The sequence below is a fragment of the Streptomyces sp. NPDC090499 genome (assembly GCF_044769305.1).
Lineage (GTDB): Bacteria > Actinomycetota > Actinomycetes > Streptomycetales > Streptomycetaceae > Streptomyces.
This window is the reverse complement of sequence record NZ_JBIVXP010000010.1, coordinates 107,209-133,105: the sequence shown is the minus strand read 5'-3', so window position 1 is coordinate 133,105 and position 25,897 is coordinate 107,209. Positions and strand designations below refer to the sequence as shown.

The window sequence follows — 25,897 nt, the reverse complement described above, 5'->3', positions numbered from 1 at the left end:
TACCTAGCTCCACTTAGAACAACACTCTAAATGCCGGATTACGAGAAGGGAACCATTGACATCGACCCCCAGGTCACCCACATTGAACGTCGCTCTAACTTTTGGACGGCCGTCGAAGGAGACCAGCCATGCCGATAGAACAGCGCGGAGTCGACACGATCCCGGACGGGGAACGCACCAGCGGTCCGAAGGACCTGGTCTCGATCCTGCTCGGCTCCAACCTCTGCCTCGGCGTGATCATCTTCGGCTGGCTGCCGCCGTCCTTCGGGCTCGGCTGGTGGGCGTCGGTGAGCGCGATCGTGGCGGGCACGCTGATCGGCACGGTCTTCACGGCCCCGCTGGCCCTGGTCTCCCTGCGCACCGCCACCAACCTCTCCACCTCCTCGGGCGCCCAGTTCGGGGTCCGCGGGCGGCTGGTCGGCTCGGTGGTGGGCCTGCTGCTGGCCCTCGGCTACACCGCGCTGACCGTGTGGATCGGCGGCGACGTGATGGTGGGCGTGCTCGGCCGGCTGTTCGGTCTGCCCGCGGACGGGCTGTCCTACGCCGTCGTCTACACCGTGCTCGCGGCGGCGACGGTGGCGGGCGCGGTCTACGGCTACCGGGTGCTGCTCGCCATGTCCAAGGTCCTCGCCATCGGCATGACGGCCCTGCTGGTCCTCGGGATCTTCGCCTACGGCCCGCACTTCACCACCTCCGCGCTGCCGGAGGCCGGCGGCTACCTGCTCGGCGGCTTCTGGCCGACCTGGTGCCTGGCGGCCGTGGCGGCCGGCCTCTCCGGCCCCGTCGCCTTCATCACCCTCCTCGGCGACTACACCCGCTACATCTCCCCGGCCCGCCACACCTCCCGCCGGGTCCTGCACGCGACGTGGCTGGGCCTGATCCTGGGCCTGCTGGTCCCGCAGCTCTTCGGCACGTTCACCGCGTACGCGGCACGGGCGGCGGCGGACTACGCGGGCCCGCTGGTCTCCGCCTCCCCCGCCTGGTACCTGGTCCCGCTCCTGCTCTCCGCCTCCGCGGGCTCGGTCGGCAACGCGGGCCTCATGCTCTACTCCATGGGCCTCGACCTGGACGCCATCCTCCCCCGCGCGTCCCGGGCCCGCGCCACCTACACGGTCGCCATCGTCGCCACGGCCTGCGTCTTCGCCGGCCACTACGCCTGGAACGCCCAGTCCGCGATGACCTCCTTCGTCCTCCTCCTCACCGCCATCGGCACCCCGTGGGCGGTCATCACCCTCATCGGCTTCGTCCGCTGCCGGGGCGTCTACGACGCGGACGCCCTCCAGGTCTTCAACCGCCGCTCGCGGGGCGGGATCTACTGGTACCGGTCCGGCTGGAACATCCGCGCCACCGCATCCTGGGCCCTGGGAGCGGGCGTCGGCCTGCTGGCGGTGTCCCTCCCGTCGTACGAGGGGCCGCTGCTGTCACTGACGGGCGGGGTGGACTGCAGCTTCCTGCTGTCGGGGACGGTCGGTGGGCTGGTGTACCTGCTTCTCACGTGGAATCGGGCAGACTCGGCCCATCCGATGTCCGACAACGAAGCCCAGCCACATCTCAGCCCGTCCGGCGTCTGAGGACGAAGACCGGTCCGCTTTCCCCTCAGCCCATCCGGCGTCCAAGGACGAAAACCGAACAGCACCACCCCCCAGCCCCTCCGGCGTCTGAGGACGAAAACCGAACAGCATCACCCCCCAGCCCGTCCGGCGTCTGAGGACGAGGCCGTTCAGGCCGAAGGGGGGTCTGGGGGCGCAGCCCCCGGAAGGACCGTCACCCCGGCTCAAGCCCCGGCAGGAACCGGGGCTCCCCGAACGCCGGCTTCAGGTCGGTCCACCACGTCGCCCCCTCGTCGTACGCGGCGAAGAACGGCCGGTCGACCAGGTCCGGATCGCGGGCCTGGATCAGGTGGAGGACGAAGACCCGCTCGCCGGCCACCTCGGCGACGCCGTCCACGCAGACCTTGCCCGGCATCGCCGACATGACCGGCCCGCGGACCGTACGGGCGAGGCCCGACACGCGGGCGTAGGCGTCGCGGAAGACGGCGTGGCCGCGGGCCAGCGGGACGCCGAAGTAGCCCTGGGGGCCGGTGTCCCGCTCCACGAACTGGTAGTACGGCACCGCCCCCAGCGTGGTCGTCTCCTCCCACAGCTCGGCCCAGGCGTCCGCACTGTCGTTGATCCCGGCCACCAGCGGCCCCTGGCAGCGGATCACGGCCCCGGTGTCGCGGACGCGCCGCATCGCCTCCCGTACGACGGGCGGGCGCAGCTCCTGCGGATGCGTGAAGTGGGCCATCAGCGCCAGGTGCCGGCCGCTCGCCACCACCTCCTCGAAGAGCCGCAGCAGGTCGTCGGCGTCGCGGTCGGTGGTGAAGCGGTACGGCCAGAAGGCGAGGGACTTGGTGCCGATACGGATCGAGCGGACGGTGTCGATCCGCAGCAGCGGCTCGACGTAGCGGCGCAGTACGTCCGTGCTCATCACCAGGGGGTCGCCGCCCGTGACCAGGACGCCGGCGACCTCGGGGTGGGCCCGCAGATAGGAGCTGGTGGCCGCGATGTCGTCCGTCGCGATGCGCAGGTCGGCCTCGCCGACGAACTGCGGCCAGCGGAAGCAGTAGGTGCAGTAGGCGTGGCAGGTCTGGCCCTGGCGCGGGAAGACCAGCACCGTCTCCGGGTACTTGTGCTGCAGGCCGGTCAGCCGCTGCCCCTCGTGCACGGGGACGTTGGCGTCGAGCTGGCCGGAGGGGTGCGGGTTGAGCCGCATCCGGATCTCGTGCGCGGCGCGCTGGATCTCGGCGCGCGGCGCGTCCCGGCGCAGCAGGTCCGCCATCCGGCGGACGTCGGGCGCGGGCAGCATCCCGGCCTGCGGGAAGGTCAGCCGGAAGATCGGGTCCTCGGGTACGGCCGTCCAGTCGATCAGCTCGTCGACGACGTACGTGTTCGTGCGGAACGGCAGGACCGAGGAGACCGCCCGCAGCGCCAGCCGCTGATCGTCCGTCAGGGAGACACGCCGGAGCAGACCGTCCAGGTCACGGGGCGTGAAGGCGCGAAAGCGGGGGTGGTGCGCTGAACTCATGGTGCGGGGGCCCTCTATTCCGTGACCAGGACCGTGGACGGCCGCAACTCCACGAAGGCGGCCGCCTGCGCATCGTACTTCTCCCCGAAGTGGTGGATGAGCCGCCGATGCAGCTCGCTCTCGTCGTCCACGACGAGGACGTCGTGCGCGCCGGACCCGCTCAGGGCGTCGCTGTAGGCACTGAGTTGGTCGAGCCGGTGGCGGGCCAGGTAGGTGACGAGGTCGGGGGCGGCGACGTACAGGCGGTCGTCGAGGAAGACGAAGTGGCAGACGAACTCGCGTCGCCCGTCCGTGGCGTCGACGAGGGTGACGGGCAGGCGGGTGAACCGGTCCATCGGCTTGCCCTGCTGCCACAGTTCGTCGAAGCGCTGTTCGACGAAGGTGCCCAGCGGCGAGCGGACCGCGACCTCCAGCTGGACCCCCTCACCGGAGAGCCGGCCTACGGTCAGGAAGGAGACCAGGCAGCGCTCGTCCCAGCGGTAGAGGGTGACGCCGGGGGAGGTGGAGCACAGCCGTACCTCCAGGAGCTGCCGGGAGGTGGCGTCGAGGCGGCGGGCGAACCCGTCCAGGGTGCGCAGGTTGCGCATGATGTCCCGGCGGATGTCGGCGCTCTGCTCGCCCAGTTCGCGGCCGCGCAGGATGACGGCGAGGGAGTCGGGGTCCAGGAGCAGGATCTGCACCCGGGCACCGCTCGCGGTCGCGGACCTGACACCCCGGAACAGGCGTTCGGAGAACTGCGGGCCGAACAGGTTGGAGAAGGTGTCCAGGACCTTCACGTTGGACGTCGAGCCGTGCACCTGGGCGGCGAACCACTCGTAGTCCAGCCGGGTGTGCTCGCGGACCCGGCCCTCCTGGGCCCGGGATATCAGCGGGCCGATGACGAACACCGTGATGACCACGCCGACGAGGTCGGTCCCGAGGTTCAGGGCGAGGTTCTGCCCGTAGCTGTCCATCGTCGAGGCCCGCCACAGCAGCAGACCCGCGACGGCGGTGAGCAGGGCGAGCACGGTGAGGCTCTGCGGGCGGCGCGGGGTGCGTAACGTGCGCATCAGCCAGCGCAGTCGTGGCATCGGCGATCGTCCGCTCACGCGTGTTCCCTCCCCCGTGTGGAACCAGGAGATACCCGTACGGGGGAGGTGATACGCGTCGAACGGACAACCGAAGATCGATCAGCCGAGCTGGTGCATCCAGCCGTGCTTGTCCTCGGCCTTGCCGCGCTGGATGTCGAGGAGGGCCTCGCGGAGCCTGAGGGTGACCTCGCCGGGCTCGCCGCCCGACTGCTGCCACTCGGCGTTCGCGCGCTTGACCGTGCCGACGGGGGTGATCACGGCGGCGGTGCCGCAGGCGAAGACCTCGGTGAGGGTGCCGTTCTCGGAGTCGCGCTGCCACTGCTCGATGGAGACCCGGGCCTCCTCGGACTCGTAGCCGAGGTCGCGGGCGACGGTGAGGAGGGAGTCGCGGGTGACGCCTTCGAGGATCGAGCCGGTGAGGGTCGGGGTGACGATCTTGTCGCCGTACACGAAGTACAGGTTCATGCCGCCGAGCTCCTCGACCCACTTGTGCTCGACCGCGTCGAGGTAGCAGACCTGGTCGCAGCCCTGCTCGGCGGCCTCGGCCTGGGCGAGCAGGGAGGCCGCGTAGTTGCCGCCGGTCTTGGCGTCGCCCATGCCGCCGGGGACGGCGCGGACGCGGTCCTCGGAGGCCCAGATGGAGACCGGCTTGACCCCGCCGGGGAAGTAGGCGCCGGCCGGGGAGGCGATGACCAGGAAGAGGTACTCGTTGGCCGGCTTGACGCCCAGGCCGACCTCGGTGGCGATCATGAAGGGGCGCAGGTAGAGGGATTCCTCGCCGCCGTGTGCCGGAACCCACGCCTTGTCCTGCTGGACGAGCAGGTCGCAGGCCTCGATGAAGGTCTCCACCGGCAGCTCGGGCATGGCGAGCCGGCGGGCGGAACGCTGGAAGCGCTTGGCGTTCTGGTCGGGGCGGAAGGTGGCCACCGAGCCGTCGGGGCGGCGGTAGGCCTTCAGGCCCTCGAAGATCTCCTGGGCGTAGTGCAGGACGTTGGTGGCCGGGTCGAGGGGGATCGGCGCGTACGGGACGAGCTGGCCGTCGTGCCAGCCGCGGCCCTCGGTCCACTTGATCGTCACCATGTGGTCGGTGAAGTGGCGGCCGAATCCGGGGCTGGCCAGGATCGCCTCGCGCTCGGCGGCGGCGGTCGGGTGCGCGGACGGCTTGAGCTCGATCGTGGGCGTCGTCATCAGTGGTAGTCCTTCACCGGTTGTAGTAGTGGCCGCGCTCACTCCCCTGTCCTAGGACGTCCGAGCATTCCCTCATACCGCGGCTTCGCGTTCGATTATCGCGCGGGGACCTGGCCGGAAGGAATCAGGGTGAAAGCGGACCCGGGGTTGATGGTGGCACCCGGCGGCAGGCATGGGGAAGCCGCCGGGCGCTGGTGCGACCCGGCGGCTTCGAAGTCGTGCTTCGAGTGGCTCGGGTCAGCCGGCTACTCGTACGGCGAGCGCGTCGCCGATCTCCGAGGTGGAGCGGGCGGGGCTGCCCTGGCGTTCGGTGAGGTCGGCGGTGACGGCCTCCTCGACGCGGGCGGCCTCGGCCTCGTAGCCGAGGTGGCGCAGCAGCAGGGCGACGGACAGGACCGTGGCGGTGGGGTCGGCCTTGCCCTGGCCGGCGATGTCGGGCGCGGAACCGTGGACCGGCTCGAACATGGACGGGAACTCGCCGCTCGGGTTGATGTTCCCGCTCGCCGCGACGCCGATGCCGCCGGAGACGGCCGCGGCGAGGTCGGTGATGATGTCACCGAAGAGGTTGTCGGTGACGATGACGTCGAAGCGGCCGGGGTCGGTGACGAGGTAGATCGTCGCCGCGTCGACGTGGATGTAGTCCGTGGTGACCTCGGGGAACTCCGCGGCCACCCGGTTGAAGATGTTCGTCCACAGGTGCCCGGCGAAGGTCAGCACGTTGTTCTTGTGGACCAGCGTGAGCTTCTTGCGCGGGCGGGCCTGGGCGCGGGCGAAGGCGTCCCGGACGACCCGCTCGACGCCGAAGGCCGTGTTGACGGACACCTCGGTGGCGACCTCGTGCTCGGTGCCCTTGCGGATGGTGCCGCCGTTGCCGGTGTACGGGCCCTCGGTGCCCTCGCGGACCACGACGAAGTCGATCTCGGGCTCGCCGGCCAGCGGGGTGGCGACACCCGGGAGCAGCTTCGACGGGCGCAGGTTGACGTGGTGGTCGAAGGCGAAGCGGAGCTTGAGCAGGAAGCCGCGCTCCAGAACGCCGGAGGGCACGCTCGGGTCGCCGATGGCGCCCAGCAGGATGGCGTCGTGCCCCTTGAGCGCGTCGAGGTCGGCGTCGGTGAGGGTCTCACCGGTGGCGTGGTAACGCCTGGCGCCGAAGTCGTACTCCTTGGTCTCCAGCTTCACGTCCCCGGGGAGGACGGCGGAGAGGACCTTGAGGCCTTCGGCCACGACTTCCTGCCCGATGCCGTCACCGGGGATCACTGCGAGATCGATGCTGCGAGACATGTCGGCACCCTACTGCGCGTCCCATGGGATGACACACACCGTCCGGCATGCGGACACGGCGGGTCGTTCCGTCGACGGGCGTTCACCCGTACGTGGGGCCGGTGTTGGCCTGTGCTGGGCACGTTTCCGGCATGGACCTCCCCGGCACCGATCACCCTGGCACGCACCTCCCCGACTTCGGCATCCCGCCGCGGCTCGCCGCCGGGATGAGCATGGCCGAGCAGTACGAGTATCTGCGGGCCCGGCTGGTGAGCCGCCGCACCCTGGTGACGGCGGGCGCGGTGGCCGGCGGTGCGCTGGCAGCCGGTTGCGCGAGGACGGCGAAGTCGGCGAGCCCGGCTCCGGCGACCTCCGCGATCCGGGGCGCGGCGGTCGTGCCGTTCGGCCGCCATCTCGCCTTCGGCGCCGACCCGCGGACGCAGATGCGGATCTCCTGGCAGGTGCCGTTCGCGGTGAGGAAGCCGTTCGTGCGGATCGGGACGCGCCCGGACCGGCTGGGCGCGCGCGTCGCCGCCGAGATCCGGCACCTGCACACGCCCGGGGTGCGGGGGGTGCGCCCGGTGGTCGAGCAGTACTACGTGCACGCGGCCCTGACCGGCCTCGCGCCCGGCACCACGTACTACTACGGCGTCGGCCACGACGGCTGGGACCCGGCCGCGCCGAACCACCGCGCCGCCATCACCCCGTTCCGCACCGCGCCCGCGAGCCCGGAGCGGTTCGTCTTCACGGCCTTCGGCGACCAGGGCGTCAGCCGGGCCGGGAAGGCCAGTGACAACGCGCTGCTGAAGCAGAAGCCGGCGTTCCATCTGCACGCCGGCGACATCTGCTACGCCGACGGCAACGGCGCCGGGAAGACCTCGGACGGCTACGACGCCCGGGAGTGGGACCGGTTCCTGAAGCAGAACGACCCGGTGGCGCGGTCCGTGCCGTGGATGGTGACGACCGGCAACCACGACATGGAGGCCTGGTACTCCCCCGACGGCTACGGCGGCCAGTACGCCCGCTTCGCCCTCCCGGACAACGGCTTCGACCCGCACGGCTCACCGGGCGTGTACGCGTTCACCTACGGCAACGTCGGCTTCGTGGCGCTGGACGCGAACGACGTGTCGTACGAGATCCCCGCCAACCTCGGTTACAGCGGCGGCCGGCAGACGAAATGGCTGGCGGAGAAGCTGAAGGAGCTGCGGGCGGCGAAGGGGGTGGACTTCGTGGTCGTCTTCTTCCACCACTGCGCGTACTCGACGTCCTCGCACGCCTCCGACGGCGGGATCCGGGCGGCCTGGCTGCCGCTGTTCACCGATTACCAGGTGGACCTGGTGATCAACGGGCACAACCACGTCTACGAGCGCACCGACGCGGTGAAGGGCGGCAGGGTCGGCCGCGCGGTCCCGGTCGGCGGCTCGACCGACCCGACGCGGGACGGGATCGTGTACGTCACGGCGGGCGGCGGCGGGCGGGACCTGTACGGGTTCCCCTCGGGGGTGCGGGACAGCTACGAGGGGCACGTCACCCGGCACGACGCGGTGCACAGCTTCCACTGGGCCAAGGGGCAGCACAACGTCGCGGAGACGGTGGAGTGGTCGCGGGTGCGGTACGCCGGCTTCTCCTTCCTCAGGGTCGAGGCGGAGGCGGGTACGGCCCCGCGGCTGACGGTGTCGGCGCTGGCGCAGAGCGGCGCGCGGATCGACCACTTCGAGATACGCCGGGGCGGCTGATCCGCGGGGTTCCCCGCGGTTCCCCGGAGTACGGCGCGGCTGTCCCGGCCGCGCCGTACTCCGTGCGGGTGCGGCTCCCGTTGAGGGGTTGCTACACGTGTTACCGGCGGTGCGTCAACGGTGCGCCGACGGCTCAGTGGCCGGTCTCGCCGCCGTTGTCGCGGCGGTCGAGGGCGCGCTGGAGGGCGGCGGCGGCGTTCTTGCGCTCGGACTCGCTGGTGCGGGACACGTGGCGGACCCGGCGGCGGACGGTCGTCTCGGCCATGGGAATCGACTCCTTCGGCATACAGGGAGTACGGCAGGGGGGATACGAGACGCCGGAAGGGGCGGGGAGCGGTGCCGCAGGGGTTGCCTGCACGGGGCCCGGCTCACGACCGCCATTCGCTTGATCGAGCGAGACGTTCGGCTTCTACAAAAGTAAGCGAGCGGCCCGCTTCTGTCTGCACAATTACTCGGACTTCCTACTATCTGAGACGGCGGCATCGGCCACCCGGCCGTGAGCTGGGCTTTTGACGGGCGGGGCGGGTGGGGCAGACGGCTCCGGAGGGGCGAACGGGTTACATCACGTCTCCGTCCCGCCAGTCGAAGACCAGTTCCTGGGCCGGGTCGAGGACGTCCCCGGCGAGTCCGGGCCACACGTACACGTCCCCCTCCTCGTCCGCGAGCCGCACGATTCCCTCCGCCGGGGACAGTGCGCAGACCCGGCCGGCCCAACGCTCCCAGCCCCGGACCGTGTAGAGCCGGGCCCCGTCCTCGCTGGCGGACAGCGCGCCGAAGTCGTACGCCCGCCCGACGACCCCCTCCAACGCCGCCAGCACCTGCCCGCCCAGCCCCCGGCGCCGGGCGTCGGGCCGGACGCCCACCGCCTCGACGTAGCCGACGCGCAGCCAGCGGTCCCGGTGCCGGGCGCGGCGCATGACGACCGAGCCGTGGGCGGCGAGCCCGGCCTCGTCGTGGACGAGCGCGTGCAGGCCGCCCAGCCCGTGCTCCCAGTCGCTGTCGGCGAAGTCCCCGCCGAACGCCTCGTGGAGGAGGGCACGGGCGGCACGCAGGTCGGCCGGGTCGAGGTCGGCGGTGTGGGCGACGGTGAGAGACATGGCCCAAGTGTCGTACGGACGACCCGGCGACGGGGCCGTTGCGGTCGACGAACCGGCCCGTCCGGCGCCGGACGGCCCGGTGGCGAGGCGGACGATCGCGTCCGTGCCCTCGGTGCCGGTCTGCGGGCCGCTGCGGGCGCACCGGCAGCCGCTGTGGCGGAACCCCGGCCGGGCATGGGAACGGGCCGGGAAGCCTGCTCGTGGGTCAGGCTTCCCGGCCCGTGCTCGGGAGGGCTGTGGGTCAGCCCATGTGCGGGTACGCGTAGTCGGTCGGGGCGACCAGCGTCTCCTTGATCGCGCGGGTCAGCGTCCAGCGCAGCAGGTTCTGCGGGGCGCCGGCCTTGTCGTTGGTGCCGGAGGAGCGGCCGCCGCCGAAGGGCTGCTGGCCGACGACGGCGCCGGTCGACTTGTCGTTGATGTAGAAGTTGCCGGCCGCGTAGCGCAGCTTCTCCATCGTGTACGCGGCCGCCGCGCGGTCGTTGGAGATGACCGAGCCGGTGAGCGCGTAGTCGGACACCGACTCCATCTGGGTCAGCATCTCGTCGTACTGGTCGTCCTCGTAGACGTGCACGGCGAGGAACGGGCCGAAGTACTCGGTGCGGAAGACCTCGTTCTCCGGGTCGCTGCACACGACGACCGTCGGGCGGACGAAGTAGCCGACCGAGTCGTCGTAGGAGCCGCCCGCGACGATCTCGCAGGCCGGGTCGGTCTTCGCGCGGTCGATCGCGGCCTTGTTCTTGGCGAACGCGCGGTCGTCGATGACGGCGCCGATGAAGTTCGACAGGTCGGTGACGTCACCCATGGTCAGGTAGTCGACCTCGGCGGCGAACTCCTCGCGGAAGCCGTCGTTCCAGATGGACGCCGGGATGTAGGCGCGGGAGGTCGCCGAGCACTTCTGGCCCTGGTACTCGAAGGCACCGCGGGTGAGCGCCGTCTTGAGGACGGCACGGTCGGCGCTCGGGTGGGCGACGAGGAAGTCCTTGCCGCCGGTCTCGCCGACCAGACGCGGGTACGAGCGGTACTTCTCGATGTTGTTGCCGACCGTCTTCCACAGGTACTGGAAGGTCTTGGTGGAGCCGGTGAAGTGGATGCCGGCCAGGTCCCGGTGCTCAAGGGCGACCTTCGACACCTCGATGCCGTCGCCGGTGACGAGGTTGATGACGCCCTTGGGCAGACCGGCCTCCTCCAGCAGCTGCATCAGCAGCACGGCGGCGTGGGTCTGGGTCGGGGACGGCTTCCACACGACCACGTTGCCCATGAGGGCGGGGGCGGTCGGCAGGTTGCCGGCGATCGCGCTGAAGTTGAACGGCGTGATCGCGTAGACGAAGCCCTCCAGCGGGCGGTGGTCGAGGCGGTTCCAGACGCCCGGGGAGTTGGCCGGGGGCTGCTCGGCCAGGATCTGGCGGGCGTAGTGGACGTTGAACCGCCAGAAGTCGACCAGCTCGCAGGGCGAGTCGATCTCGGCCTGCTGGGCGGTCTTGGACTGGCCGAGCATGGTGGAGGCGGCGATCGTCTCGCGCCAGGGGCCGGCCAGCAGTTCGGCGGCGCGCAGGATGATGGCGGCGCGGTCGTCGAAGGCCATCGCGCGCCAGGCGGGCGCGGCGGCGAGGGCCGCGTCGATCGCGTCCTGCGCGTCCTGCTGGGTGGCGTGCCGGCCGGTGCCGATGACGGCCTTGTGGTGGTGCGGCTGCACGACCTGGAAGGGCTCGCCGCCGCCGAGCCGCTTCTCGCCGCCGATGGTCATCGCCAGCTCGATCGGGTTCTCGGCGAGCTCCTTGAGCTTCGCCTCCAGGCGGGTGCGCTCGGCGGAACCGGGGGCATAGCCGTGCACCGGCTCGTTGACGGGGGTGGGGACCTGGGTCACAGCGTCCATGAGTTACCTCTTCCGAGTGAGTCCCTGGCTTCAGCCGGAGGAGGCCGAAGCAGTTGCGTATGGTGAGCAGCGGTCAGGGCTTGACCGTCACGGACTCGCTGTGGCGAGCCGTGAGAAGCCCCTTCGGGGGCGGAGTCACGAGATCCGTAACTCCTTTCCACGGGTCTGGGTCCGGCTCAGCCGGCCGCAGGGCTGCGGCTGTTGGCCTCCGAACTCCTCGGCGACCGACAGCCGTGGCTCATCCAGCGCATCACCCCTTGCTGATCATTGAGCGGACGAAAAATCGCAGGTTGGCGGGCTTTTCGGCAAGCCTGCGCATGAAGTAGCCGTACCAGTCCGTGCCGTACGCGGTGTAGACACGCATCCGGTGGCCCTCGGCGGCCAGCCGCAGGTGCTCGTCGCCGCGGATGCCGTACAGCATCTGGAACTCGTACTCGTCGGGCTTGCGGCCCGCGTGCCGGGCGAGTTCCTGGGCGATGGAGATCAGGCGCGGGTCGTGGGAGCCGACCATCGGGTACCCCTCGCCGTCCATCAGAGTCCGCAGGATCCGCACGTACGCCTTGTCGATCTCGTGCTTCTGCTGGTAGGCGACCTCGGCGGGCTCCTTGTAGGCGCCCTTGACCAGGCGGACCCGGCTGCCGGAGTCGGCGAGGCGGCGGGCGTCGGCCTCGGTGCGGAAGAGGTACGCCTGGATGACGCAGCCGGTCTGCGGGAAGTCCTTCCGCAGCTCCTCGTGGATGGCGAACATCGAGTCGAGGGTGGTGTGGTCCTCGGCGTCGAGGGTCACGGTCGTACCGACGGCGGCGGCGGCCTCGACGACCGGGCGGACGTTGGCGAGGGCGAGCTCGTGCCCACCTTCCAGCGCCTGTCCGAACATGGACAGCTTGACCGACATCTCGACGCGCTCGCCGAGGCCGAGGTCCTTCAGCCGCTCGACGAGCGCGAGGTAGGCGTCCCGGGCGGCGGCGGCCTGCTCGGGGGTGGTGATGTCCTCGCCGACGACGTCCATCGTCAGCTCCAGGCCGCGGCCTGTCAGCTCCTCGATGATCGGGACGATGTCCGCGACCGACTCACCGGGGATGAAGCGGTCGACGACCTGCTTCGTCACCGGGGCCGCCGAGATCAGACGTCGCATCCGGTCGCTGCGCGACGCGGCGAGAATCACGGGACCCAGCACGGGGCACCTCCACAACACATGCCAGACAGGCCGCGATCCGACGATTTGGATACGGCACGGGGAACCACCGTGAAAGTTAAGGATCCCTCCGATCGTGGGCCATCGACAGCTGTCACGCATCCGTGCCGCGGATCTCAGACAGATGTATGAAGGCGGCCGTGAATTGCGGGAGAATGCCCGGGTGACGTCGGAATTCAAGGGTGACTACCAGGAGCTGGTCGACGAGATCTCGGAGCTGCTGGGCGTCCCGGCGACCCTGGAGAACCGCGACTTCGAGCTGATCGCCTTCGGGGCGTACGACAGTGAGGGCGACCTCGACCCGTCGGCCCTCGACCCGGTGCGCACCCGGTCGATCCTGACCCGGCGCTCGACGGCGGCGGTCCGCACCTGGTTCGAGGGCTTCGGCATCACCCGGGCGACCGGACCGGTCCGGATCCCGCCGACCCCGGAGGCCGGCGTGTACCGGGGACGGATCTGCCTTCCGGTACGCCATCGGGGTGTCGTCCTCGGCTATGTCTGGCTGCTCGACGACGATCCGGGCCCGACCGACGCCCAGCTGGCCGCCGCCATGGTGGTGGCCGGGCGGATCGGGGCGCTGCTCGCGGACGAGGCACAGGCCGGGGCCGGACTCGGCCGGGAGCTGCGGGCGGTACTGGTCGCGGAGGGCGGCTGGCAGCGGGACATGGCGGTGGCCGAACTCCGCACGGCCCTGGGCACCCGCGCGGACGCCCCGCACACCCTGGTCTGCGTCGCCCCCTGGCCGTCCGCCGACCCGGACGACGCCCCGTCCCCGCGCACGGTCCCGCACGCCACCGCGCTGTGCGCGCTGCCCTGGGGCGCGACCGGCCACAGCCTCGCCGTACTGGTCCGGCTGCGCAGCACGGACACGGCCACACCCGCCCTGACGGCCGCCGCCCGACTGCTCAAGGAGGCCGAGGAGGCAGGGGCGGCCCGGTCGGCGACGGCCCGCGGGGCCGGGGCACGGACGGCGGCGGCCGTCGCCGCGGGGTTCGCGGGACCCCTCCCGGCGGCGGTGCAGGGCTGCGCCGCGGGGGTGGGCGGGGCCCGGACCGGGCTGGCCGAACTGGGCGCGGTCTGGCAGGAGGCCGTGGCGGCCGCCCGTGCCGCGCTGGCGGAGCCGCGGTGGGGGCCGGTCGTCCGGTGGGCGGAGATCGGCCCGTACCGCCTGCTGACCGCGCTGCCGCCGCAGGCCCCGCAGGACCCGGCCGTGGCCCCGCTCCTCGCCCCGGCCCACCACGAACTGGCCCGCACCGCCGAGGTCTACCTCGACCACGCGGGCCAGGCGGGCCGCACGGCCACCGCGCTCGGCATCCACCGGCAGACCCTGTACTACCGCCTGTCCCGGGTCGAGCAGCTCACCGGTCTCGACCTGGACGACGGCGAGGACCGCCTGCTGCTGCACATGGCGTTGAAGGCGGCCCGGCTCGCCTGAGGTGCGCGTTTCCAGTGCCGTACGCGGAGGCCGATCGGCGTATGCTCCGCGTGTTCACATCAAGGTTGTCGGCGGGGGCGGACGATGGGCGATTCGGGTCCGGACATACGGCAGGACGGGGCCGCCGAGCCGCCGGCGCGGGAGCCCCGGGCACGCGGTCAGCGCCGGCCGGGCCGCCGGGCGGCGGCGCTGGGGATCGGGGCGCTCGCCCTCGCGGGGTGCGCCTCCGGAGCCGTCTGGCTCTTCCGGGACGACCTGCCCCACCCGCTCGGCGACGAACGCGCCTGCGCCGGAAGCGAGCAGCGGCTGCCGGCCCGGATCCTCGTCCACGGCACGCCGATCCCCTCCGACGCCGCCGACGTCCACTACTTCACCCGGAACGGCCGGGCCGCCCTGTCCTTCCGCAGCGGCCTGCTCCCGTACTACCTGCGCGGCGCGGGCATCGTGCCGGCGGGCGCGGACCTGTTCGACAAGCGCCACGGCGGCGTCGGCGTGGCCGATGAGCCGTACAAGCTCCCGGACGGCCTGTGCGGACCCACCCTGCAGAGCCCCGTCTGGTACTACGACGCCACCGACGGCGTCCGGGTCACCGTCGAGCGGTCACCGCTGTACGACGGCGCGCTCCGGTTCCCGGCCCGCGCCGTGATCACGTACCCGCTCGGCTGACCCGCGCACCGGCGTCCGCGACGCGTCAGCTCCGGTTCGCGGCCTCGACGATCTGCCGCAGCCCCTCGGCGAGCGTGTCGCCGTCGGGCGCGGTCTTCGGGTCGAAGGTCCACTGCGAGATGAGGCCGGACATCAGGGTCATGTAGAAGCGGCCCAGGGTGTCGGCGGTCTCGTCGGAGACCTCCTCCTCCGGCACGCCCATCAGCAGCGAGGTGAGCCCCCGGCCGCCCTCGCGCTGGGCGCGCGCCAACTGGTCACGCACCTCCGGCATCCGGTCGCCCATCGCCACGATCTCCACGCTCAGCCGCCACATCGTGCCGGGCTCGCGCATGCTGCCGACGATGTTCGACCACACCTCCCGGAACCGTTCGAGGGAGCCGGGCGCGCCGGTCAGCCCCCCGTCGCCGCCCTCGAAGGACATCTCCTCCACCAGCGCGATGTAGGCCTGTGCGAGGAGCGCGTCCTTGGACCCGTAGTGGTAGCCGATGGAGGCGAGGTTGGTCCCCGACTCCTTGACGATGTCGCGCGCCGTGGTCCGCGCGAACCCCTTCTCCAGCAGGCAGCGCTTGGCGCCTTCGAGCAGATCCTCACGGTGTCCCATGCGGTCACCCTACCCCGGGATCCATACAGCTGTCCTAGACGCATGACTTATACATTTGTTCTAGACAAGCGTTTAAGACGCCCGTACATTCCTTGGCATGACGAACCCGACGAGCACGAACACGGGCACGACCACAGGCACACCCGAGACCAACTCCCTTGCCGGGCGCCGTGAATGGACCGCACTCGGCGTGCTGATGCTTCCGCTCCTGCTGGTCTCGATGGACGTCTCGGTCCTCTACTTCGCCCTCCCGGCGATCGGCGCGGACCTGGCGCCGAGCGGTACCCAGCAGCTGTGGATCCTCGACATCTACGGCTTCGTCCTGGCCGGTCTGCTGATGACCATGGGCGCGCTGGGCGACCGCATCGGCCGCCGCCGACTGCTGCTGTTCGGCGCCGCGGCCTTCGGCGGCGCCTCGCTGCTCGCCGCGTACGCGGACAGCGCCGGGACCCTGATCGCCGCCCGCGCGGTCCTCGGCATCGGTGGCGCGACCCTGATGCCGTCGACGATGGCGCTGCTGCGCACGATGTTCACCGACCCGGGCCAGCGCGCGAAGGCGATCGGCCTGTGGTCCGGGGTGATGACGGGCGGGATCGCCCTCGGCTCGGTGATGAGCGGGATCCTCGTCGAGCACTTCTGGTGGGGCTCGGTCTTCCTGGTCAACCTCCCGGCGATGGCCCTGCTCCTGCTCGTCGGCCCGTTCCTGCTCCCGGAGTCCCGCAACCCCTCCCCCGGCCGCTTCGACTGGCCGAGCGTCCCGCTCTCGATGGCCGCCGTGCTCCCCGTGGTCTACGGCGTCAAGGAGATCCCCTCCGAGGGCTGGCACCCGCTCTACGTCGTCTCGGTCACCGTCGGCCTGCTCTTCGCCGCCCTCTTCGTCCACCGCCAGCGCACCACCGGCTCCCCGCTGATCCCGCCGGCCCTGCTGAAGGGCCGGGGCTTCACCCCGGCGCTGGTCCTGAACCTGGTCGCCACGCTCGCCATGATGGGGTCGGCGATCTTCACCACCCAGTACCTGCAGTCGGTCCTCGGGATGAGCCCGCTCGCGGCGGCGCTGTGGAGCCTGCTGCCCTCGGTGTTCATCGGGGCCGCGGGGCCGCTCACGGCCCAGCTGGTGCAGCGGGGCGCCGACCGGGGGTACGTCGTCGCCGGCGGCTTCGCGGCCATGGCGGCCGGGTTCGTCCTGCTCGCCCTGGTCGGCACCGACTCGCTGTGGCTGGTGCTGACCGGCGCCGGCGTCCTCGCCTGCGGGATGGTCGCGATCATGTCCCAGCTGACCGACCTCGCGATGACCGGCGCGCCGGTGGAACGGGCCGGGACGGCGTCCTCGCTGCTGGAGACGGCTTCGGAGTTCGGCGGTGCGCTCGGCATGGCGGTGCTGGGCTCGATCGGCACGGCGGTCTACCGCCACGAGATGCCGGCCACGGCCCCGGCCGGGGCCCGCGAGACGCTGGGCGGCGCGCTGGCCACGGCGAGCCGGCTGACGGGGCCCGCGGGAGAGACCCTGACCCGGACCGCGCGGGAGGCGTTCACCAGCGGGATGCAGGGAGCGGCCATCGCGGGGGCGGTGCTGCTGGTGCTGGCCGCGGTGGGGGCGGGGGTGACGCTGCGGAAGCCCGGTGAGTAGCGGGACATGCGAACGGCGGGCGGGCTGACCTGTGTCAGCCCGCCCGCCGTTCGCTGAAGGCTGTTACACCAGGTTGACCGAACGAGCCGACGTGGCCCCGATCTCCGCCTCGACCTCGGCCAGCACGCCGGAGCCCACGGTGTCGTCGACGGTCAGGACGGCCAGCGCCTCGCCGCCCGCCGCCGCACGGGCGACCTGCATACCGGCGATGTTGATCCCGGCCTCCCCCAGGATGCGGCCGACGGTGCCGACGACACCCGGCCGGTCCTCGTACCGCAGCACCAGCAGGTGGTCGGCGATCGCGAGGTCGACGTCGTAGTCGCCGACCGCGACGATCTTCTGGAGGTTCTTCGGGCCGGACAGCGTGCCGGAGACCGAGACCTCCTCGCCGTTGCCGAGGGTGCCGCGCACGGTGACGACGTTGCGGTGGTCGGCCGACTCGGAGCTGGTCGTCAGCCGTACCTCGACACCGCGCTCCTGCGCGAACAGCGGCGCGTTGACGTACGACACCGTCTCGTCGACGACGTCCTCGAAGACGCCCTTGAGCGCGGACAGTTCCAGCACCTTGACGTCGTGCTGGGTGATCTCGCCGTAGACCTCGACGTCGAGGCGGACCGCGACCTCACCGGCGAGCGCGGTGAAGATGCGGCCGAGGCGCTCGGCGAGGGGCAGGCCCGGCTTGACGTCCTCGGCGATGACCCCGCCCTGGACGTTGACCGCGTCCGGGACCAGCTCGCCGGCGAGGGCGAGGCGGACGGAGCGGGCGACGGCGATGCCCGCCTTCTCCTGGGCCTCGTCGGTGGAGGCGCCGAGGTGCGGGGTGCAGACGACCTGGTCGAGCTCGAACAGCGGGGAGTCGGTGCACGGCTCCTTGCTGTACACGTCGAGGCCGGCGCCGGCGACCCGGCCCTCCTTGAGCGCCGCGTACAGCGCCTCCTCGTCGACGATGCCACCGCGCGCGGCGTTGACGATCCGCACCGACGGCTTGACCTTGCGCAGCGCCTCGTCGCCGATCAGACCGACCGTCTCCGGGGTCTTCGGGAGGTGCACGGTGATGAAGTCGGCGACCTCGAGCAGCTCGTCCAGGGACAGCACCTTGACGCCCATCTGGGCGGCGCGGGCGGGCTGGATGTAGGGGTCGTACGCGACGACCTTCATGCCGAAGGCGGACATGCGCTGCGCGACCAGGGCGCCGATGCGGCCGAGGCCGACGACACCGAGGGTCTTCTCGGCGAGCTCGACGCCCGTGTACTTGCTGCGCTTCCACTCGCCGTTCTTCAGCGCGGCGTTGGCCTGCGGAATGTGGCGGGCGCTGGAGATGAGAAGACCGCAGGCCAGTTCGGCGGCGGTCACGATGTTGGAGGTCGGGGCGTTGACGACCATCACGCCGGCCTTGGTGGCGGCGGAGACGTCGACGTTGTCCAGGCCGACGCCGGCTCGTGCGACGACCTTCAGCTTCTTCGCCGCGGCGATGGCCTCGGCGTCGACCTTGGTGGCGGAGCGGATCAGGATCGCGTCCACGTCGGCGATGGCGGGGAGCAGTTCGGCTCGGTCTGCTCCGTTGGTGTGCCGGATCTCGAAGTCCGGGCCCAGCGCGTCGACGGTGGCGGGCGACAGCTCTTCAGCGATGAGTACGACAGGTTTCGAGCTCACGTGAGTCCTCACATGTCCAATGCGGACGGCCGTCCCGACGGCCGCAGGCGGTGGAGGTTGGCTAGCCGCGTGGAGACGCACGACGCTGTGGGCCTGACGCGTATGTAGTACGGCAGTGTAGTGGCGTGGCGGGAGTCGTCCTGCGCCTCTGCGGAAGGATCACCCGTCCGAGCTTCGACGGGGTGGACAACAGGGCCGGGGCGGCTCGCCCCGGCCCTGTCACCTGGGGCTCACGCCTCTTCGTTCACCCAGGACATCAGCTTGCGCAGCTGCTTGCCGGTGGTCTCCAGCAGGTGCTCGGAGTCCTGCTTCTTGTACTCGTTGTACTTCTTCAGACCGCCGTGGTACTCGTCCATCCAGTTGTTGGCGAAGGTGCCGTCCTGGATCTCGGCGAGGATCTGCTTCATCTCGGCCTTGGTGGCGTCGGTGATGATCCGCGGGCCGGTGACGTAGTCGCCCCACTCGGCGGTCTCGGAGACCGACCAGCGCATCTTCTCCAGGCCGCCCTCGTACATGAGGTCGACGATGAGCTTCAGCTCGTGCAGGCACTCGAAGTAGGCGATCTCCGGCTGGTAGCCGGCCTCGACCAGGGTCTCGAAACCGGCCTTGACCAGGGCGGCGGTGCCACCGCAGAGGACGGCCTGCTCGCCGAACAGGTCGGTCTCGGTCTCCTCGGTGAAGGTCGTCTTGATGACGCCGGCGCGGGTGCCGCCGATGCCCTTCGCGTACGACAGCGCCAGCGCGAAGCCGTTGCCCGTGGCGTCCTGCTCGACGGCCACGATGCAGGGCACGCCGCGGCCCTCCTCGTACTGACGGCGGACCAGGTGGCCCGGGCCCTTGGGGGCGACCATGCAGACGTCGACGCCGGCCGGGGGCTTGATGAAGCCGAAGCGGATGTTCAGGCCGTGGCCGAAGAACAGGGCGTCGCCGTCGTTCAGGTTCGGGGCGATGGACTCCTCGTAGACCTGGGCCTGGATCGGGTCCGGGACGAGGATCATGATGACGTCGGCCTCGGCGGCGGCCTCGGCCGGGGTCACCACGCGCAGGCCCTGCTCCTCGGCCTTCGCCTTGGACTTGGAGCCCTCGTGCAGACCGACACGCACGTCGACACCCGAGTCGCGCAGCGACAGGGCGTGGGCGTGACCCTGGCTGCCGTAGCCGATGACCGCGACCTTGCGGCCCTGGATGATGGACAGGTCGGCGTCGGCGTCGTAGAACAGCTCGGCCACTTTGGGTTCTCTCCTTGGTGTGCAGGTGTTGCGTCCCACCGTATGACGGTGGGCGGACGGAAAGTTTCAGGGTCTCGGCATACGGGCGGCCGACGCGCCGGGAAGGTCCGTCGGCCGCCCGTATCAAGCCTTACGCAGATCGGTCGAGGGCGCGCAGCGACCGGTCGGTGATCGAACGGGCGCCGCGCCCGATCGCGATGGTGCCGGACTGCACCAGTTCCTTGATGCCGAACGGCTCCAGCATCTTGAGCATGGCGGTCAGCTTCTCGCTGCTGCCGGTGGCCTCGATGGTGACGGCCTCCGGGGAGACGTCGACGGTCTTGGCCCGGAAGAGCTGGACGATCTCGACGACCTGGGAGCGCGTCTCGTTGTCGGCGCGCACCTTCACCAGGACGAGTTCGCGCTGGACGGCCGACCCCTGCTCCAGTTCGACGATCTTGAGCACCTCGACGAGCTTGTTGAGCTGCTTGGTGACCTGCTCCAGCGGCAGCGCCTCGACACTCACCACGATCGTGATGCGGGAGATGTCGGCGTGCTCGGTGACCCCGACGGCGAGCGAGTCGATGTTGAAGCCGCGGCGGGAGAACAGGGCCGCGATCCGGGCCAGGATGCCCGGCTTGTTCTCCACCAGGACGGAGAGCGTGTGCTTGGACATTTTCTTCTGCGTCTCTCTCTCAGCGTCTTTCTTGACGTCTCTCGCTCAGTCGTCTTCGTTGTCGCCGAAGTCGGGGCGGACGTCCCGGGCGGCGAGGATCTCGTCGTTGGAGGTGCCGGCGGCGACCATCGGCCACACCATGGCGTCCTCGTGGACGATGAAGTCGACGACGACGGGGCGGTCGTTGATCGAGTTCGCCTCTTCGATGACCTTGTCGAGGTCGTCCGGGGACTCGCAGCGGATGGAGTAGCAGCCCATGGCCTCCGACAGCTTGACGAAGTCGGGGACCCGGGTGCCGCGGGCGTCCGGGTTGACGTCGTCGGGGCCGGAGTGGAGCACCGTGTTGGAGTACCGCTGGTTGTAGAAGAGGGTCTGCCACTGGCGGACCATCCCGAGGGCGCCGTTGTTGATGATGGCGACCTTGATCGGGATGTTGTTCAGGGCGCAGGTGGTGAGCTCCTGGTTGGTCATCTGGAAGCAGCCGTCGCCGTCGATCGCCCAGACGGTCCGGGCGGGCCGGCCGGCCTTGGCGCCCATGGCGGCCGGGACCGCGTAGCCCATGGTTCCGGCGCCGCCGGAGTTCAGCCAGGTGGCGGGCTTCTCGTACTGCACGTAGTGCGCGGCCCACATCTGGTGCTGGCCGACGCCCGCCGCGAAGATCGTGTCCTCGGGGGCGAGCTGCCCGATGCGCTCGATGACCTGCTGCGGCGAGAGCGACCCGTTGTCGGGCAGGTCGTAGCCCAGCGGGTACGTCTCGCGCCAGCGGTTCAGGTCCTTCCACCACGCGGTGTAGTCGCCCCGGTGGCCCTCGCCGTGCTCCTTCTGCACCGCCTGCACCAGGTCGGCGATGACCTCGCGGGCGTCACCGACGATCGGCACGTCGGCGGCGCGGTTCTTGCCGATCTCCGCGGGGTCGATGTCGGCGTGGACGATCTTCGCGTACGGGGCGAAGCTGTCCAGCTTGCCGGTGACGCGGTCGTCGAAGCGGGCTCCGAGGGCGACGATCAGGTCGGCCTTCTGCAGCGCGGTGACGGCGGTGACCGCACCGTGCATGCCCGGCATTCCCACGTGCAGCGGGTGGCTGTCGGGGAACGCGCCGAGCGCCATCAGGGTGGTGGTGACGGGCGCTCCGGTGAGCTCGGCGAGGACCTTGAGCTCGGCGGTGGCGTGCGACTTGATGACGCCGCCACCGACGTAGAGGACGGGCCGCTTCGCGGCGGTGATCAGCTTGGCGGCCTCGCGGATCTGCTTGGCGTGCGGCTTGGTCACCGGACGGTAGCCGGGCAGGTCCATGACCGGCGGCCAGGAGAAGGTGGTCTTCGCCTGGAGGGCGTCCTTGGCGATGTCGACCAGGACCGGGCCGGGACGGCCGGTGGAGGCGATGTGGAACGCCTGGGCGATCACCCGGGGGATGTCCTCGGCCTTGGTGACGAGGAAGTTGTGCTTGGTGATCGGCATGGTGATACCGACGATGTCCGCCTCCTGGAAGGCGTCCGTGCCGATCGAGGAGGACGCGACCTGCCCGGTGATCGCCACGAGCGGCACCGAGTCCATGTGCGCGTCCGCGATCGGCGTCACCAGGTTCGTCGCACCCGGGCCGCTCGTCGCCATGCAGACGCCGACCTTGCCGGTGGCCTGCGCGTAGCCGGTGGCCGCGTGACCGGCGCCCTGCTCGTGCCGGCACAGGACGTGGCGCACCCGGGTGGAGTCCATCAGCGGGTCGTAGGCCGGCAGGATCGCGCCACCGGGGATGCCGAATACCGTGTCAGCGCCGACCTCCTCAAGCGAGCGGATGAGCGACTTCGCACCCGAGACGTGCTCGACGGTCGGGGTCTGCTGTCCTCCGGAACGGGGCCGCGGCTGCGGATGGTGGGCCCCGGTGGCCTGCTCGGTCATCGGCATTCTCTTCTCGATGCTGAGGGTTTTTGCGAGGTTCGTACGGGTTTTCGCTGCCGTACGTCTGGTGCTGGTGCAACAAAAAACCCCTCGTGCCAAAAGGCAAGCGAGGGGAGCGCGCCGGTGTGGTCGCTGGGGATTCCGGATCGTCCTCCGGTGGGTCCCAGCTCAGCCGACGCGCTGTCCAAGTACGAGAATTCGGGTGCGCATGGGACTGACCCTCCCTCCGACGCGCACCACGTGTCAAGTGGGTGGGACGGGCGTCTCATTATGTGAGCGTAGGCCACTTCCGCCTCCGAGCACGGCGGGTACACCGGCAGACACACCACTGGTGTACACCCCCGGGCCGCCGCCCGCGAACGCCGGCTCGGCCGGTGCGTGCGGAACCGGATAGTGGCCGGAACCGAGCGCCCTGCGCAGCCGGTACTCGTCCACCGGACCGGAGAACGCCATGCCCATCCCGTGCGTGCACCCCATCGCGCGCAGCGCCGTGACCTGCTCGGGCAGGTCCACGCCCTCGGCCACGGACTGCAGGCCGAGATCGCAGGCGATCCGCAGCAGCCCGCTGGTGATCTTGTGCAGCCGGGCCGACTCGACGACCCCCTCGACCAGGCTGCGGTCGAGCTTGAGCACGTCGACGGGGAGCTTGCGCAGGGCCGTGATCGCCGCGTAGCCGCTGCCGAAGCCGTCCAGCGCGATCCGGACACCGTGCCTGCTGAGCACGGTCAGCCGCCGTTCCAGCTCGTCCAGCGGGACCCTGGGGTCGGTGTCGGACAGCTCCAGGAGCAGCGCCCCCGAGGGCAGCCCGTGCCGGGTGAGCAGGGCCTCCACGGAGCCGAGCGGCGAGGACCGGTCGAGCAGCCGCCGGGCGGACGTCCGGACGGCGATCGGCACCACGAGCCCGCTCGCGGCCCGCTCGGCGGCCTGCTCGACCGCCTCCTGGAGGATCCAGCGGTCCAGCTCGGCCGTCTTGTCGCTGTCCTCGGCGACCCGCAGGAACTCGGCCGGCGTGAACAGCACCCCCTGCGAGGAGCGCCAGCGGGCCTGCGCGGAGACCGACTCGATCCCGCCGGTCTCCAGGCACACCACGGGCTGGTGCAGCAGCGCGAACTCGCCGTCGTGCAGGGCGGCCCGCAGCCGGGTGGCCAGCTCCGCCTTGCGTACGACGTCCTGCTGCATCTGCGGCTTGTACAGCTTGACGCGGCCTTTTCCGGCCGACTTGGCGCGGTACATCGCCAGGTCGGCGTTGCGCAGCAACTCGCCCGCGCCGAGACCCGGTTCGGCGAAGGCGACACCGATGGACGCGTTGACACGGACATCGTTGCCGTCAATGGCGTACGGCTGGGAGAGGGTCACCCTGAGGCGGTCGGCGAGCTCCAGGATGTGCCGCTCCCGGGCACTGCGGTCACGGGTGCCGTCACCGACGATCAGCGCCGCGAACTCGTCGCCGCCCAGCCGGGACGCGGTGTCGCCCTGGCGGACCGCGTCCTGGAGTCTGCGCGCGGCCTGGACGAGCAGTTCGTCCCCGGCCTGGTGCCCGATCGTGTCGTTGACGGCCTTGAACCCGTCCAGGTCGATGAAGAGCACCGCCGTGTTCCTCAGGGCCGGGCCCCGGTCGGAGGAGCGGCGCCCGGACAGGGCCTGCTGGACGCGCCGGGTGAACAGGGCGCGGTTGGGCAGGTCGGTGAGCGGGTCGTGCTCGGCGTTGTGCTGGAGCTGCGCCTGCAGGCGCACTCTTTCGGTCACGTCCCGGCTGTTGAAGATGAGGCCGCCGTGGTGGCGGTTGACGGTGGACTCCACGTTGAGCCAGCCGCCCTCGCCGGACCGGAACCGGCACTCGATGCGGGTGGTGGGTTCCTCCAGGGAGCTGGCGGCGAGGAAGCGGCGCACCTCGTGCACCACGCAGCCCAGGTCCTCCGGGTGGATGAGATTGGCCAGTTCCGAACCCACCAGGTCCTCGGCGGAACGGCCGTAGACCCCGACGGCGGCCGGGGAGACGTACCGGAGCATGCCGTTCGGCGCGGCGATCATGATGACGTCGCTGGAACCCTGCACCAGGGAGCGGAAGTGGTTCTCCTGCTGCGCCAGTTCCTGGGTGAGGGTGATGTTGTCGAGCAGCATGATGCCCTGGCGCACGACGAGCGCGAGGACCACGCAGCCGGCGGTGACCAGGACGACGTGGTCCGGGCTGCGGCCGTTGAGGACGTTGTAGAGGATGCCCAGGGTGCACACGGCGGCGGCCAGGTACGGGGTGAGCGCCGCCAGGGAGCCGGTGATCGGCCGGCCGGCCGGGTACCGGCTGTGATCACCTCCCGGGGCGGGCGCCGGCGGCTGTTTGGCCGCCGGGGCACGGCCGCCGGGCACGTGCTCGTGGACCACGCGCGTGTGCCCCTCGGGGTCCTGGGCGCCCTGGGGCCGGGGTGCGGCCCAGGGGGCGTACGCGAGCAGCAGCGAGCCGGCGAACCAGCCTGCGTCCAGCAGCTGGCCGGAGCGGTAACTGCTGTGCAGCAGCGGCGAGGTGAACAGGGCGTCGCACATCACGGTCAGGGCGAGGGCGCCGATCGCGGTGTTCACCGCGGTGCGGTTGCCCGGCGAGCGCCGGAAGTGCAGCGCGAGCACCATGCTGACCAGGGCGATGTCCAGCAGCGGGTAGGCCAGCGAGAGCGCGGTGTGCGCGACGCTGGGCCCGTCGAACCGGGCCGCCTGGGCGAGCGCGAGGCTCCACGACAGGGTGAGCAGCGAGCCGCCGATCAGCCAGGCGTCCAGCGCCAGGCAGATCCAGCCGGCCTTGGTCACCGGCCGCTTGGCCAGCACCAGCAGGCCGACGATGGCGGGCGGCGCGAAGCACAGGAAGAACAGGTCGGCGTAGCTGGGGCTGGGCACCGGCCGCTGGAGCACGACCTCGTACCACCCCCAGACCGCGTTGCCCAGGGCCGCCATCGCCGAGGAGAGGGCGAACAGCAGCCAGGCAGGTCGAAAGCGGACCCGCGGGGAGCGGGCGTAGCAGAAGCACGACACGGCGGCGGTGCCGGCGGCCGCGGTCAGACCGAAGTCCCCCATGAACAGGGCGATCTGGTTCGAGCCCCAGTCGAGCGCGGAACCGACGGCGTATCCCGCGCAGATCAGGGCCAGGACGAGTTGGCGGACCACGCCGGTCCCGCCGCCGGTGGCCGGCGGCCGGGGGTGCGGCTTCCCCGCCGGAGGCTGTGCCCGCAGCGCTCCGGGGAGGGTGGTCGTCACAGGCGTCGGCGTCGTCACCGGACCCTCCCGGTCCGCGCCGCCGTCGGGTCCCGCGGGTCCCGGTGCGCTGGGTGAGCGTGCCTCCTGCGTCCGCTGTGCCTGCGGTGGTGGTGATGGCTGGTGTGGTGGCCGCGTCTGCGCGCAGCTGTGCGCCAGGGTCGCCGCCGGCGGCTCCGCCGCGTCGGATCGTTCGTCCATAGGCCGTGCATCGCCCGTCGCCCCCCTCACAAATCTGAAATGTCCATCCCCGGCGCCGTATGGCTCGCGGCGCAGCCCCTTCCGGGACGATACACCAGTCTCGTCACTCAGGGACATAGCTTCTCTACGCTCCGTGACGATCAGCGGGCGTGTGCGCACGCACCGCGCCCGGAAGGTTGCGGACCGTACCGGAAGCGGATTACACGCGTATT

General features: G+C 71.0%; 19 protein-coding genes. 5 read left to right on the top strand and 14 right to left on the bottom strand.

From position 1 onward, the window contains the following. The first annotated feature begins 128 nt into the window (after positions 1-128). Positions 129-1,571, top strand: a complete 1,443-nt coding sequence (locus tag ACIQVL_RS32250; RefSeq protein WP_403432743.1) for a cytosine permease — start codon at positions 129-131, stop codon at positions 1,569-1,571. A 193-nt stretch (positions 1,572-1,764) separates the two neighbouring features. Here ACIQVL_RS32250 and ACIQVL_RS32245 read toward each other — a convergent pair whose 3' ends face one another. From ACIQVL_RS32245 to ACIQVL_RS32230, 4 genes are all read right to left on the bottom strand, one after another. Further along, positions 1,765-3,066, bottom strand: a complete 1,302-nt coding sequence (locus tag ACIQVL_RS32245) for a KamA family radical SAM protein (protein WP_403432740.1) — start codon at positions 3,064-3,066, stop codon at positions 1,765-1,767. 14 nt (positions 3,067-3,080) lie between these two features. Continuing rightward, the gene (locus ACIQVL_RS32240; protein ID WP_403432737.1) at positions 3,081-4,154 is read right to left on the bottom strand and encodes a hypothetical protein; all 1,074 of its coding nucleotides are present in this window, start codon (positions 4,152-4,154) and stop codon (positions 3,081-3,083) included. 81 nt (positions 4,155-4,235) lie between these two features. Next, on the bottom strand, positions 4,236-5,324 hold the full coding sequence (locus ACIQVL_RS32235; RefSeq protein ID WP_403432734.1) for a branched-chain amino acid aminotransferase: 1,089 nt from the start codon (positions 5,322-5,324) through the stop codon (positions 4,236-4,238). A gap of 237 nt (positions 5,325-5,561) precedes the next feature. Next, on the bottom strand, positions 5,562-6,605 hold the full coding sequence (locus tag ACIQVL_RS32230) for a 3-isopropylmalate dehydrogenase (protein ID WP_403432732.1): 1,044 nt from the start codon (positions 6,603-6,605) through the stop codon (positions 5,562-5,564). A gap of 131 nt (positions 6,606-6,736) precedes the next feature. Here ACIQVL_RS32230 and ACIQVL_RS32225 point away from each other — a divergent pair, with 131 nt between their 5' ends. After that, positions 6,737-8,320 (top strand): purple acid phosphatase family protein, encoded by a 1,584-nt coding sequence (locus ACIQVL_RS32225; protein ID WP_403477114.1) that lies wholly within the window; start codon positions 6,737-6,739, stop codon positions 8,318-8,320. A 133-nt stretch (positions 8,321-8,453) separates the two neighbouring features. Here ACIQVL_RS32225 and ACIQVL_RS32220 read toward each other — a convergent pair whose 3' ends face one another. The 4 genes from ACIQVL_RS32220 to ACIQVL_RS32205 form a co-directional block, all read right to left on the bottom strand. Further along, a complete protein-coding gene (locus tag ACIQVL_RS32220; protein WP_089098576.1) occupies positions 8,454-8,585 on the bottom strand; it encodes a hypothetical protein in 132 nt (43 codons plus the stop codon). Positions 8,586-8,877: 292 nt separating this feature from the next. Continuing rightward, positions 8,878-9,417, bottom strand: a complete 540-nt coding sequence (locus ACIQVL_RS32215) for a GNAT family N-acetyltransferase (protein ID WP_403432728.1) — start codon at positions 9,415-9,417, stop codon at positions 8,878-8,880. Between the two features lie 241 nt (positions 9,418-9,658). Next, positions 9,659-11,290, bottom strand: a complete 1,632-nt coding sequence (gene pruA, locus ACIQVL_RS32210; protein WP_403477113.1) for an L-glutamate gamma-semialdehyde dehydrogenase — start codon at positions 11,288-11,290, stop codon at positions 9,659-9,661. Between the two features lie 250 nt (positions 11,291-11,540). Further along, a complete protein-coding gene (locus ACIQVL_RS32205; RefSeq protein WP_403432723.1) occupies positions 11,541-12,467 on the bottom strand; it encodes a proline dehydrogenase family protein in 927 nt (308 codons plus the stop codon). 142 nt (positions 12,468-12,609) lie between these two features. Here ACIQVL_RS32205 and ACIQVL_RS32200 point away from each other — a divergent pair, with 142 nt between their 5' ends. Further along, positions 12,610-13,920: a PucR family transcriptional regulator gene (locus tag ACIQVL_RS32200; protein ID WP_403477112.1), complete on the top strand. Its 1,311-nt coding sequence runs from the start codon at positions 12,610-12,612 to the stop codon at positions 13,918-13,920. An 84-nt stretch (positions 13,921-14,004) separates the two neighbouring features. After that, positions 14,005-14,586 (top strand): hypothetical protein, encoded by a 582-nt coding sequence (locus ACIQVL_RS32195; protein ID WP_403477111.1) that lies wholly within the window; start codon positions 14,005-14,007, stop codon positions 14,584-14,586. Between the two features lie 25 nt (positions 14,587-14,611). On the opposite strand, the gene ACIQVL_RS32190 is transcribed toward ACIQVL_RS32195, so the two are convergent. Next, positions 14,612-15,187: a TetR/AcrR family transcriptional regulator gene (locus ACIQVL_RS32190; protein WP_403432717.1), complete on the bottom strand. Its 576-nt coding sequence runs from the start codon at positions 15,185-15,187 to the stop codon at positions 14,612-14,614. 97 nt (positions 15,188-15,284) lie between these two features. On the opposite strand from ACIQVL_RS32190, the gene ACIQVL_RS32185 reads away from it, so the two are divergent. Then, positions 15,285-16,814, top strand: a complete 1,530-nt coding sequence (locus tag ACIQVL_RS32185) for an MFS transporter (RefSeq protein WP_403432715.1) — start codon at positions 15,285-15,287, stop codon at positions 16,812-16,814. 63 nt (positions 16,815-16,877) lie between these two features. On the opposite strand, the gene serA is transcribed toward ACIQVL_RS32185, so the two are convergent. From serA to ACIQVL_RS32160, 5 genes are all read right to left on the bottom strand, one after another. Further along, positions 16,878-18,467, bottom strand: a complete 1,590-nt coding sequence (gene serA, locus ACIQVL_RS32180; RefSeq protein ID WP_403432712.1) for a phosphoglycerate dehydrogenase — start codon at positions 18,465-18,467, stop codon at positions 16,878-16,880. A gap of 230 nt (positions 18,468-18,697) precedes the next feature. Further along, entirely contained in the window at positions 18,698-19,696 is a 999-nt protein-coding gene (gene ilvC, locus ACIQVL_RS32175) for a ketol-acid reductoisomerase (protein ID WP_189264131.1), read from the bottom strand. Between the two features lie 130 nt (positions 19,697-19,826). Continuing rightward, complete coding sequence (ilvN, locus tag ACIQVL_RS32170) at positions 19,827-20,351, bottom strand: acetolactate synthase small subunit (protein ID WP_403477110.1); 525 nt, start codon at positions 20,349-20,351, stop codon at positions 19,827-19,829. 45 nt (positions 20,352-20,396) lie between these two features. Next, positions 20,397-22,247 carry an acetolactate synthase large subunit gene (locus ACIQVL_RS32165; RefSeq protein ID WP_403432706.1) on the bottom strand — a complete coding sequence of 617 codons (1,851 nt, stop codon included), beginning with the start codon at positions 22,245-22,247 and terminating at the stop codon, positions 20,397-20,399. A 243-nt stretch (positions 22,248-22,490) separates the two neighbouring features. Further along, on the bottom strand, positions 22,491-25,685 hold the full coding sequence (locus ACIQVL_RS32160; protein WP_403432703.1) for a putative bifunctional diguanylate cyclase/phosphodiesterase: 3,195 nt from the start codon (positions 25,683-25,685) through the stop codon (positions 22,491-22,493). Positions 25,686-25,897: the final 212 nt, after the last annotated feature.